The 12403-nt window shown below is 45.9% G+C and carries 13 protein-coding genes; 2 read left to right on the top strand and 11 right to left on the bottom strand.

What is annotated here, in order from left to right; translation table 11 throughout:
* Positions 1-104 precede the first annotated feature (104 nt).
* Positions 105-536: a universal stress protein gene (locus CKQ84_RS13185; protein ID WP_105251646.1), complete on the bottom strand. Its 432-nt coding sequence runs from the start codon at positions 534-536 to the stop codon at positions 105-107.
* 108 nt (positions 537-644) lie between these two features.
* Positions 645-1028: an STAS/SEC14 domain-containing protein gene (locus CKQ84_RS13180; RefSeq protein ID WP_028761699.1), complete on the bottom strand. Its 384-nt coding sequence runs from the start codon at positions 1026-1028 to the stop codon at positions 645-647.
* A gap of 226 nt (positions 1029-1254) precedes the next feature.
* On the opposite strand from CKQ84_RS13180, the gene CKQ84_RS13175 reads away from it, so the two are divergent.
* Positions 1255-2679 (top strand): coniferyl aldehyde dehydrogenase, encoded by a 1425-nt coding sequence (locus CKQ84_RS13175; RefSeq protein WP_105251645.1) that lies wholly within the window; start codon positions 1255-1257, stop codon positions 2677-2679.
* Between the two features lie 17 nt (positions 2680-2696).
* Positions 2697-3302 (top strand): TetR/AcrR family transcriptional regulator, encoded by a 606-nt coding sequence (locus CKQ84_RS13170; RefSeq protein WP_173913184.1) that lies wholly within the window; start codon positions 2697-2699, stop codon positions 3300-3302.
* Between the two features lie 147 nt (positions 3303-3449).
* Here CKQ84_RS13170 and CKQ84_RS13165 read toward each other — a convergent pair whose 3' ends face one another.
* The 9 genes from CKQ84_RS13165 to CKQ84_RS13125 form a co-directional block, all read right to left on the bottom strand.
* Positions 3450-4256, bottom strand: a complete 807-nt coding sequence (locus tag CKQ84_RS13165) for a CsgG/HfaB family protein (protein ID WP_105251644.1) — start codon at positions 4254-4256, stop codon at positions 3450-3452.
* Entirely contained in the window at positions 4256-4651 is a 396-nt protein-coding gene (locus tag CKQ84_RS13160) for a curli assembly protein CsgF (RefSeq protein ID WP_105251643.1), read from the bottom strand. Before CKQ84_RS13160 ends, CKQ84_RS13165 begins: the two co-directional genes overlap by 1 nt.
* A gap of 10 nt (positions 4652-4661) precedes the next feature.
* The gene (locus CKQ84_RS13155; protein WP_105251642.1) at positions 4662-5072 is read right to left on the bottom strand and encodes a curli production assembly/transport protein CsgE; all 411 of its coding nucleotides are present in this window, start codon (positions 5070-5072) and stop codon (positions 4662-4664) included.
* Between the two features lie 298 nt (positions 5073-5370).
* Positions 5371-7059: a PAS domain-containing sensor histidine kinase gene (locus CKQ84_RS13150; RefSeq protein ID WP_105251641.1), complete on the bottom strand. Its 1689-nt coding sequence runs from the start codon at positions 7057-7059 to the stop codon at positions 5371-5373.
* 46 nt (positions 7060-7105) lie between these two features.
* A complete protein-coding gene (locus CKQ84_RS13145; protein WP_105251640.1) occupies positions 7106-8584 on the bottom strand; it encodes a sigma-54 dependent transcriptional regulator in 1479 nt (492 codons plus the stop codon).
* A gap of 123 nt (positions 8585-8707) precedes the next feature.
* Positions 8708-9907, bottom strand: coding sequence for an FtsX-like permease family protein (locus tag CKQ84_RS13140; protein WP_105251639.1), 1200 nt, complete (start codon positions 9905-9907; stop codon positions 8708-8710).
* A gap of 10 nt (positions 9908-9917) precedes the next feature.
* Positions 9918-11228, bottom strand: a complete 1311-nt coding sequence (locus tag CKQ84_RS13135) for an ABC transporter permease (RefSeq protein WP_105251638.1) — start codon at positions 11226-11228, stop codon at positions 9918-9920.
* 11 nt (positions 11229-11239) lie between these two features.
* Positions 11240-11989 (bottom strand): ABC transporter ATP-binding protein, encoded by a 750-nt coding sequence (locus CKQ84_RS13130; protein ID WP_028761691.1) that lies wholly within the window; start codon positions 11987-11989, stop codon positions 11240-11242.
* Between the two features lie 98 nt (positions 11990-12087).
* Positions 12088-12351, bottom strand: a complete 264-nt coding sequence (locus CKQ84_RS13125) for a hypothetical protein (RefSeq protein ID WP_105251637.1) — start codon at positions 12349-12351, stop codon at positions 12088-12090.
* Between the last annotated feature and the right edge of the window lie 52 nt (positions 12352-12403).

Here is a 12403-nt window from a genome sequence, read left to right as displayed (position 1 = left end):
CAGTTTGCTATGCTTCTTGCGTACCCATTTCAATTAATTATTCTTTATCAATCAAAAAGAAAGGACGCTATAAGCGCCCTTTGGATTTATAGAGTCAAAGCCAGTTACTTAACCACAAGCACAGGACAAGCTGCACCATTCGCCACCGCTTCTGAGACATTGGTGTGTAAAAAATGCGAAATCCCAGTTCGGCCATGGCTAGCAATTACTACCATGCCAATGTCTTTACTGTTGGCCTCTTCTAAAATTTGATAGACAGGATCGCCACGGCGGATCAAGGTAGTGATGGGAAGATCAGTATTCAATCCATCCAATAGTGCTCGCATTTTAGTTGCCGCCGCTTCCTCCATGCTTTTAGCAAGCTCTTCAGGGGTAATAGATAGAATCATAAAGTTTTCATCACCGATCGGCTGTTCAACCACATGTAAGATTTTTAGCCCTACATGGTATAGATTAGCCATTTCAATGGCATAGCTCAGTGCATGGGCCGCAGTTTCCGAAAAATCTGTGGGCCAGAGTATTTGACCTGTACGCATAATTTGTACTCCTTCTATGGCGCGAATGGATTGCTGGGTGAATCTTTACGGCGCTGCTATAACGCCCGATTTAGCGCATTGGCAGACCACAAACTTCATCTCACAACCTTAGTCTCTCAGCCAAGCAACAGCATCGCCATTATCAACAAAAAACCTTACCTCAGCAGGCGTAAACCAGTTTGCCAATTTAGCCAACACTTCCTGCAAAGTCGTCTTACCGACGATGGCTATTTTCTCGAAATGACGAATATGCTTCACCCCAAGTTTGAGATCGTCCCAAGCGGCCTGTAGTTCCAAGCCTTCCAACTCGGTGACATCTACCAAGGCGAAGATATCAGGATCTTTCACCCCAGCTAATGCAGACTCCAACACAGGCACCATCATTTCGTAGTCTTGATGAGTTAAGGTACCGATAGCTTTAAAGGTAACGAAAAAATCATCATCACCATAACGCTCAATACCAATCGAAATTCCATGCTTTAACAATGCCATACATACTCCTTATGTAACAACCCTTGATTTAGTGTAAAAGCTAACGCCACAACAAGCCGTGATCTTGCTCAAAAATACACCAGATACCTTGCACCATCTCACTAAGCAAGCTAGGATAAACCGACTAATCAGTCGGTAATGATTTAATAAAAGACTCAATCGAGACGATTACTTAAATAAAGTACCGAATAAGACTCAGCCTACCATTTCCCTTGGAGCAACCACTATGAATATGGCCACCGAACACCTTAATACTTCGCCACTGACTCAGTTGCTCCAACGCCAACGCAGCAGCTATTTAGCGGCGCCGAATCCTAATTACGCTACGCGAGTGGAGCAATTAACTCGACTTAAGGCGGCCATACTGCAATTTCAAACACCCTTAGTCGAAGCCTTAAGCCAAGACTACGGCCATAGATCGATTGATGACAGCCTGATCTCAGACATTATGCCTGTCATCAACAACATCAATTACAGCTTGAAAAATCTCAAAAAATGGCTCAAACCCAGCGCTCGCCATGCGGGCATCTTACTCGCACCCGCCAAAGTCACAGTGCATTATCAACCTCTGGGGGTGATCGGTATTATCGTGCCGTGGAATTTCCCCGTCATGCTGTCAATTGGCCCGCTAGTGACTGCTATTGCCGCGGGTAATCATGCCATGCTCAAAATGTCAGAATTTACCCCAGCGACCAACCAAGTGATCAAACAGTTATTGGCACAAGTCTTCGATGAATCCCACGTGGCGGTTGTTGAAGGTGAGGCGGACATTGCTGCCCAATTTTCTGCCCTGCCATTCGATCATTTACTCTTTACAGGCTCGACCACAGTCGGCCGCCATGTGATGCGCGCCGCAGCGAATAACCTCACCCCAGTAACACTCGAATTGGGTGGTAAATCGCCTGTGATTATCGCCCCCGATATGCCGCTTGAGATAGCAGTAGAACGAATGATTTACGGTAAGTGTTTGAATGCCGGACAAATCTGCGTCGCCCCTGATTATGTGCTTTGCCCTAAAACCAAGGTGGGTGACTTTATCGCCGCCTACCAAGCTAAGTTTAAGGCCATGTACGGCACCATTAACCACAATAAGGACTATGGCAGCATCATTAATACACGTCAGTTTGACCGCTTGATGACAGTGCTCGAAGACGCTAAAGCAAAAGGTGCCCGTGTTATTTCAGCAACTGACGAAGCCATAGATAGTCAAAACCGCAAAATTGCGACTCAGTTAATAACGAACACCAGTGAAGACATGCTATTGATGCAAGAGGAAATTTTTGGCCCATTGTTACCAATTATTAGCTACGACACCTTAGATGAAGCGATTCAGTACATCAATCACAGAGCCAGACCCTTAGCGCTTTATGTGATGAGTTTCGATGAGCCAACTCAGCAAAAGATCCTCCAGCAGACCCATTCTGGCGGTGTGTGCATTAATGAAACCGTGTTTCATGTCGCCGCCGACGATGCGCCCTTTGGCGGAATAGGCCCGTCGGGCATGGGGCATTACCATGGCAAGGAAGGCTTTTTGACCTTTAGCCACGCTAAAACGGTACTCAGCCGTGGCCGATTCAACACAGGCAAATTTGTTCACCCGCCCTACGGCACTTTTATCCAGCGCATCTTAATGAAGCTATTTTTGCGCTAGTCATTGGGGGATAAATCTTGGATAAACCATCAACAACACAACCCATTAAAACCATGACTGATAAACGCCAAGCTATTCTCGATACTGCTTTAGCGCTCTTTGTCAGCCAAGGATTTCATGGCACGTCCACCGCCTCGATTGCGAAACAAGCAGGTGTAGCAACGGGCACCTTGTTCCATCACTTCCCTTCTAAGGAAGACTTGATGGAATCTTTGTTTCTTACCATAAAACAAGAATTTGCCGATGCCTTACTGTTAAACACCCATAAGGGCAGCGATCTTAAGCACAATGCCCTACAACTATGGCAAAGTGCGATAGATTGGTCGCTGGATAACCCTGTCAAACAACTGTTTTTTCAGCAATATTCAATGTCGCCCATGATTGCCGCTAAGGTGCGCGATCAAGCGATGAATAGTATCTTAGGCTTTATTAGCGAACTCATTAAGCAGGGACAAATGATGGGGCTAATCGCCCATTATCCAGTGGAATTGATGCTAGAAAACTGCCACGGCCAATATCTAGCAGCAACCCGATTCTTTATTGATAACCCGCACTTGGGGACAGATAAAATATACCGCGATGCCAGTTTTGAACTGTTTTGGAAGGCCATGCAAGCGGACTAAAATAGCCTAATATCAACTGACTGCTGTAATAACTGCAATAAAAAACCGAGTCAGCTTAACTGGCTCGGTTTTCTTTTTCGCTATAGCAACTAAGTGCTAAAGCAGAAGTCTGCTTTGCTCTAGCATCTAATACCGACTTTCAAGCACCTAGCCCTGACTCAACTCCTGGGCTTTTTCTGCTGGCTGCGCCACTTGAGTTGGGCTCCAGTAACCTTGTTTGATACCCTTATCAATCAGCTCAGCGACCGCCAATTCAATGGCTTGTAACACGCAAAATTGCACTGGCTCATTGGTTGTAAAACCGACTTCAGCCTCAGCGAGTCGATTTAAACTCGTGTAACGGAACAAGCCCGCACGCATTTCTTGGGATAAAACACGTTTGCTGGTTGAGACCGACATCATGACTTTACCTGTGTGTACATCCACGGCGCGTAGATAAATGGTCACCAGATCTTCACGGTACATTTCAGAAGCGCCAATGCCGTAGTATTCGACACCGCTACCACCAGTGCTAGTGTTGGTCTCATAACTAATCACTCCACCTTCGAGTAACAATCTGGCGGTGGATAATACGGGCACTTCATCGCCCTTAGTACCGCTCTGTTTGTTGCTGATCTTACGCTCGGTAAGCAAATTTTGTAGCCCTTCACGCTCAACGGGTGTAAACCATTTAGAGTCGAGCAAAGTCTGCATCAACATCGATGTTGCGCCCTGAGTTACCGCGGTCGAAAACGAACTCACGTTAGCCTGCGGCTTATATTGGCCAGTTTGATCGCGAAAGGAATACACGGCCACAGGGATAGGAAACTTAGGTCCTGGTTGAGTTTGCAGCCCACGCATCACCTCACTCAAGGGGTTAACCTCGGCAGCCGTGATATTTAAATCGGGTTTGGAGATAAGGCTACAGGCCGACACACTTAGCAGTAATAAACTCACTAACACTAGACGGGCCATTAGTTGCCACCTCCAAATGCTGACATTTCAATTATTGTCACTTCATTCGTGGCAATATTAGTGATAGTCAGTATAACTTTATCCCCTATAGAGTTAATTTCTATACGAAAATCGCCAGTATTATAGTCACCGTCGGTGATTTCACCATCAGCAATCCCTCGGGTAATAGAATTGATAAGATTACGCTCTAGGGATTCTTTAAAGCGAGTAATAAAGTCCTTCTCGGACGAGTTGGATTTATTGTCATTCTGGGCTTGGGCTTTATTTAATAGAAAAGCCCCATTTTGTGGATTGCCGCCAAAGCTGGGATTCACTGGCGTATAAATCAATTCAGTGGCTTGGCCACTGCTTGCCACACATAGCGTGACAAGAGCAAGTAACGTCCTGTATGTCATTATTATTATCCTAAAAGTCGTCCGATGTACCTGAAAAATCACCTGTTATTGCATTGGCTCTGACTTGCGCTAAATAATCAATCGTAAGCAAAATCGCCAGCTCTGCGCTCTCTTTAATCGGATTTGCACGACGACCAAAATGGGTGGTGTAAATCCGAGTCCCGTTTACTTCTAAGGTTAAAACGGTTCCAGCCTGTGGAAACACTGTCTCATACAGAGTGACGTTAAAGCCTTGGGTAAAGGGCAGTTCGCGCCAATAGCTTGAGTAGTAAAAACCAAAGTCCTTACCAAACCGAGTCAAGGTTCTATCTATTACTAAGCCACTAATTTCAATGTCGTTATCGGCAATAGTGATAGGGGAAGCCAGCAGCAGGAATGGACATAAAACGTAAGTAAGCAGACGCTGTTTTAACTGTTTCACTTATCCCTCCTTAACCTTTTTAATCGAACCTTAAAAACCGCGCTAACCTCTGTTAGAACAAGGTGAGTTTTAACGCAAATTTTCGATAAAACAGGTTAACAGGGTTAAAGATCTCCCGTCATTACGCTGGGGGGCAAATTAGCCCGAAGAGCTAAGGTAAAAATGCAAAAATAGCCCATTTGGCTAATACGCCAAGAGGCTGTTGAGGATAGGAGTTATGCATTAAACAAGCGGATAAGATAAGCAATAAAAATGCGACTTAAGAGTCGCATTACGGTGTTGATTCAAAACGCGAGCATTATTGTGGTAACCATAGTCGAACCAACAGGCCACCGTCACTGCGATTATGCATGCTAATACTGCCATCGTGGGCTTCGATAATTTCACGACACAAAGGTAAACCTAAGCCTGTACCCGATTGTTTTGTTGAGTAAAACGGCAGTAGCGCCTGCTCTAATACTTCACCAGACATACCTGCGCCGCGATCCTCAATCACAATACTAAAACTTGCACCATCCACTAAGGTTTGATACCGAATCGACAGGGTGACATCCTCGGGGTTTGAGCCAGATTCATGGGCGTTTTTAAGTAAATTGAGGAGCACTTGCTCCATCTGTCCTTGATCGAAAAAACCATCAACCTCAGGTAACTCATGAGTGAGTTTAAAGGGATAATGCTGAGTTAACTGGGCAGTAAATTGCGTCCAATTCACCTGACGCCGTTGCGGGAGCGGCAACTTAGCAAAACGGGCATAGTTGAAGATAAACTGGCTTAGATGACTGGTGCGATTCTCGATAGTATCGAAAATTAAGGTTAGCTTGGGATTATCGATATCTTTGGTGAGCAGTCGGCCGGAGTTCACCATAGAGGCGATGGGCGCGACTGAGTTATTGAGTTCATGGCTAATAATGCGGATGACTTTTTTCCATACTGCCACCTCTTGACGATTGAGCTCGCGGGTCATCTGCTTGAGCAAAATCAAGTTATGCTGTTGGTTATTCAATAAAAATTGGCCGCGACTTAAATACCAAGTTTCCACATCATCTTCACCCATGGCGAAGAGTCCGTTCTTTTCATGTTTAAGCGCTAAGGCCAATACTTCGGGCAAATCCACCAGCAATTCATCTAAGCTCAAGCCTTCCATTCTGCCCTTTTTATGGAATAGGTGACGCGCCGCATCATTAGCGTAAATGAGCCGCTGATGATCGTCCAGTAACAACATCACATTGGGAGAACTTTGAATCACCTTATCCAGTAATAACTCCCGCTGGTAAATGTACTGCCTTTCTTGGCGCAATTTTGCCGCCGAATGGTTAAATAACTGCGCTAAGGTTTTGAGCTGACCTTCGCCATGTTCAGGAATACTCACACTAAAGTCATTATCACTAAAATTTAGCAAGCCGACTTCAAGGGAATCTAAACTGCGGCCGAGATGTCGAGTCAACCAAGCAATACCTAAACCACAGACAGTACAAGCGAGAAACAACACGAACAAACCTTCACCTAAGGTCAAACTCGAGACACGCTCTCCCTTAGCTATCTCAGCGGATATCGCAGGAGATACAGGTGCTTTGGGCGGTAAAATAGATAGCGGTTCTACACGTAAAGGCTCAACCACATGACGAATAGAATTAAACAGCCCTTCTTTAAGTTGTTCTAACTTGAAGAGTTTTATTTGTAACTGCTCTTGTTTAAGTTGTTCAAGCTTTTGCAGCTCGGCCTTAATCTGCTCGGCCCTCTGGTGCGCTTGCATCGCCGCAGCCTCCTGCAATTGCTCACTATTGTTAAGGGCGAGTTCGATGGAGGCGACCGTTTTCTCAAGCTCCGCAAAATCGAGTGGCACATTCACATCAGGGATTTCAATCGTGTTAGACGTGGCAACAGACGAAGCATCGGGTGAGATATACCTCACCAAGGCAAAACTCAGCAAGACGCCAAAGGCGCAGCAAGCCATTGAAAAAATGATAAGTTTAGTTCGAATTAACACTCAGATTCCTTAATCGATAGCCTTTACCCTAGCATCTGCACTTAGCCTATGACTTATCTAAACCAAACTTGTCCATCCGCCGATACAACGCTTGGCGACTGAGTCCAAGCGCTTTTGCCACCCGAGCAATTACGCCATGATGCTGTTTTAGCGCCGCTTCGATATCTTCTCGGCTCACGTCTATCGCCTCATTGGCATCTGACACTTGGGCACGAACAGACTCATGATAAAATGCGGTATTTACGGGGATGGAAGCCGGCGAATAAACAGGCTGAGGATCAAACTGTCTCAGGTCAGATAGCCGCGACTCAGATACAGCCGAAACACTGGAAGCAGATTTTATAACACTCGCAACAGGTGCCAAACCAAAGTCAGCTTCCGTCAACACATGGCTTTGCGCCAACAATACCGCTCGCTTACAGGCATTTTCAAGCTCGCGCACATTTCCCGGCCAGCGGTGCTGTAATAACGCCTGCAACGCAGGTTTACTCAAGCTAAAATCGCTGCCAATAAAATGCTGCACTAAAGGTAAAATGTCATCGGTGCGTTGATTCAGCGGTGGCAATGCCAGTTCAATCACGTTTAAGCGGTAAAACAAATCCTCACGGAATCGCCCTTCGGCGATATCTTGGGCCAGATCCGCATTGGTCGCACTGATCACCCGCACTTTTACTTTCTGGGTTTTATGGCTTCCTAAGCGTTCAAATTCGCCGGTTTGTAGCACCCGCAATAATTTCACTTGCCCAGACAAAGGTAAATTGCCAATTTCATCTAAAAACAGCGTGCCGCCGTCTGCCGCTTCGAAACGGCCAATACGCGCTTTAGTCGCGCCCGTAAAAGCGCCCGCCTCGGCACCAAACAGCTCGGCCTCTAATAAATCCATCGGCAAAGCGCCGACATTGACCTTAATAAAAGGTTTGTTTTTTAAGGGTGAATTGGCGTGGAGAATATCGGCGAGTTTGTCTTTTCCCGCGCCATTGGGGCCAGTGATCAAGACCGATACATCGGAGCGTGCCAGTTGCAAGGCTAAGTCAATACAACGCTGCATAGCACCGCTACCAAAGACAATACCGCAGAGATCCGCATCGGCGATCGCCACTTGGCGTTGATGATTCACCCGCTCCAAGCGGTGGTTAGCACGGGAGAGTTTATAAAGCGCAATCAGATTAGTGATGCTATTAAGTAGCTTAGCGTCATCCCAAGGTTTACCCATATAATCGGCGGCGCCCGCTTTGACTAATTCAACTGCGGTTTCGAGTTGCGTCCACGCCGTCATCAAAATAATCGGCAAATCCCCTTGGTGTTCGCGCAGGGCGTAAAACAGCTGCCGACCTTCCTCACCCGAGGTGGTATCTCGGGTAAAGTTCATATCTTGGATCACTAAATCCACATCTTGAGTCGTCAATAACCCAAGGGCGTCCTCTGGGCTATGGCAAATCAGCACCCGATAATCATTGAGTTCTAGCATCAAACCTAGGGCTTGGCAGATGGCATGATTGTCATCGACGATAAGGATAGTATCCATAAGTGTGAGTGTTGTCCTAAGTAAAACTGTTAACCGTAAAGTAACAAAAAGTGCAATAACATCCTATTGTTATCGCACTTTTGTCGAGCTTTTATCGTACCTTGAGTGACATCAAATATTCCGCTATACGCTGCGAGTTGCGGTTGCTGGCGAAATATTTGCCGCCTTACGCGCCGGTAAGTAAACCGCTAACGTGGTGACAATAAACAAACCTGCCACAGTAATTAGTGGGTAGCTTAAGTCCAACATAGGCAAGCTATAGATTTTCATCAACTGTTGGCCTAACTGTATCGCTAACAAGCCGCCCAGCACGCCTCCCGCTAAGCAAATCAAATAGTTCTCCACGAGGAAGTAACTGATAATATCGCGCTTTTTAGCCCCCAATGCACGGCGGGTACCTATCTGCTTAGTGCGGCGCTGGATATTAAACATCACCATGCCCGTTAAACCGAGCGAGGTGATAAGCAATAACAACACCACCATCATAGTTAACACAGTAATCATCAATTTATGATCTCGGTATGAACTATCTTTTAAGGCCTCGATTGACTTAAATCCATCGAGCACTCGGTTTGGATTCTCCGCCATCAGCGCTTTTTTTATCGTGTCTTTAAGCTCGGCGTGAAACTCAGGTTTGGCCCGTACCATGTAAGAACTGCTGCCATAATCCACATTTTGAATCACACTATTTTCAAGGCTAGAACTGTCAATCCACGCGCCTTGTAGTTTTTCGACTACGCCAATCACAGTGATCTGTGCATCCTTGCCCTCGTACAACACTTTGCCAAGTGCGGATTCATCAGGCCAAATGGCTTTGGCTAACACACTGGAGATGATCGCTAATCGGCTAGGGCTATCGAGGTTATCCTTAAGTTCATGGGGGTAAAAGTTACGTCCCTCAATCAGCTTAATGCCTAAGGTCTCAATGGTGTGATCTGTCCCTAAATACATGGCAAATTGCGGTGTCGATTTAGCGCTATCTGGGTCGGGGCCCAGATTTAACGTGCTCGACCAGCCGCCACCGCTTAACGGCAACATATTGGTTGAGGTCGCATCAATCACATTGGGTAGCCCCCGCAAAATTTGCTGATCAATTTTGTTTTGCGCGGTTTTATCAATCAATGGATCGAAGTTGAACAAGCTAAAGGTCAAGACTTCTGACTCTTTAATCCCCGAATCACGCTGCATCAGGGCTAAACGCTCTTGAATAATAAAGCTCGCATTCGCCACAATCGCCACAGACAAGATAATCTGAATAAGCAGTAAGACCGGACCGCTTTTACTGCGCAATAAACTGCTGAGAATAGGTTTAATATGCAACATAATGAGTCCCTTACTGGCTTTTAAGATAAACGCTAGGTTTAGTACGACACACCACCCATGCGGGATACAAGCCAGCCAACAAGGCTGTGCCTACCGCAATACTTGGGGTGATAATCCACATACTCGCCGATAAATGGGTTAAATCCTTCGCGACCTCAAACTGGGCCGATAACCCATAAAGCGAAGCGTAGGCCCAAGCGAGTCCCAGCAAACCACCGAATAAGCCAATCATGCCCACTTCCACCATATATTGAGCGAAGATTTGGCCACGGCTAGCACCAATAGCGCGGCGCACTCCTACCTCGGGAGCTCGCTTGAGGAACTTTGTCAGCATTAAACCTAATATATTGACTAAACAAACACTTAAAAATAGCGCACTCAAGCCAACCAAGATTTTATTGTCTTCGGGCACCACATGATTGTATTCAAGCCAAGTTGCCACATCGGATACTTTGACTGAGTCAGCGGCAGATTTATTATCCGTAAAACGGCCTAGGGCTTTTTGCTCCGCTACATAATTGCTGAGCCAAGAACGGTAACTGGCTACTGCATCTTTATTGGGTAACTCAACCCAATACAGCAGCCACACTTTTTCAGAGTTAAGGCGATCACTGTAACTATTCATCGTCTCAAACTTCCAACCAGACGTGTTACCCCATACATCAAACTCTTCGATAGGTGTCAGCGAAAACGGCACAAAAATTTGTTCCGTGTCGTTAAAGGCACCGTTAGTGGGATCATAATATTTAGGCTTAGGATCCCAAGCATCAATCACCCCAACCACTTGATAAGGTTTACGATTAAGATAGATAACTTTGCCAACACTGTTTTGACCCGCAAACAACTTTTGATTGAGTTTATCGTTAATCACCACTTGATAAGCAGGTTCAGTGTCGACGGATTTATCCCACGCATTACCGTACAAAAATGGCACGTCAAACAGCTTAAAAAAGTCACTGTCCGTCACCCGAATGCTTTCTAAAATAGGCGCAAAATTGGCATCCTCCGTTTGCACTGCCATCCCAGTGCGAAACATCGCAGCTTGGCGTTTAGGTAAGGTATTGTTGCGCAGATTCATCGCGTCTTGGTAAGTCACTAACGAGTTTAACTCATCCCAAGAATCAGGACCTTGGCTCCAAAGCTGTACCGCATTTAACTCATCAGAGCGTTCACCCGCAGGATTAAATGACATCATCTTGTACACGTTTAACGTAGTAATCGTGATACCAATACCAATCGAAATCGCCAACACCATCAGCAGCGACAACACTGGGGTTTTCTTAATGCTGCGCCAAGCTAAATCAACATAATAAAAGAACATAATGCATATCCTTAGCGGTCGGCGTTGGCAACAAGTTTGTCGATATCAGTCGCAGCAGTGATGTCACTGACATGTCGATGACCTTGATGATACATAGTAAAGTCACATACTTGACCATCGACAATTTGAATGTTGCGTTGGGCGCGGCGAGCGAGTTCAGGATCGTGCGTCACCATGATAATGGTCGTGCCCGCTTGATTGATATTTTCGAGTAATTCCATCACTTGACGTGCCATTAGGCTGTCGAGGTTTCCCGTAGGTTCGTCGGCGAGTAGGAAGCGTGGCTCCCCCGCCAACGCACGAGCAATCGCCACCCTTTGTTGTTGTCCACCCGACAACTGAGTAGGTAAATGTTTAAGCCGTGAAGCTAAGCCCACTTGCTCTAATGCCTCTTGTACACGACGTTGACGCTCCTTGGCATTAAAACCACGATAGCGCAGCGGCACTTCAATATTCTCAGCTAAGTTAAGATCGGGAATTAAGTTAAAACCTTGGAAAATAAAGCCAATTTTTTCATTCCGGATAGTGGCGCTCTTGTTATCGCTCAAGTTAGACACGTTAATCCCATCGAGAAAATAGTCGCCGTGGGTAAAACCTTCGAGTAAACCTGCAATATTTAAAAAGGTGGTTTTACCCGAGCCAGAAGGACCTGTGACTGCGACAAATTCGCCTTCGTTCACCTCTAGGTTAAAATCGCGCAGGGCGTGGGTTTCTACTAAATCCGTTTTAAAAACCTTGCTCACATTCTTCATTGATAACATGTTCATTTCCTTTAAATAATCAAATCTATTTTGCGCCTAGACTCTGCGTCTACACCTTAGGCATCGACTCATGTACGACCGTAATCAGCACACCTTTATCAGCCAAAGAATGGCTCAACGACACACTCTAAAAACCACATAAAAGCGCCCAGCATAAGGTTGGCAGTTTCGGTTGAAACCTCACCCACTTGGCGAAACTCATCCAAAGGATTACTCCATTCCAACAAATTGAGTCCGAGGAAAAACCAGCTATTGGCCTCACCGATACTTAGTTCCACCGCAACCACCAGTAATAATAAGGCTAGTACTCCAAACACTTTGGATGACATCAACATGCTGATATCAAATTGTTTATCACGCATATCCGGCTCCTATTCTTATCCATGTCGCAGCAGGTTTCGTCATTCACCTTGA

The sequence above is a fragment of the Shewanella sp. WE21 genome (genome assembly GCF_002966515.1).
In the GTDB taxonomy this organism is placed as follows: Bacteria; Pseudomonadota; Gammaproteobacteria; order Enterobacterales; family Shewanellaceae; genus Shewanella; species Shewanella oncorhynchi.
This window is presented reverse-complemented; position numbering and strand designations above follow the sequence as displayed.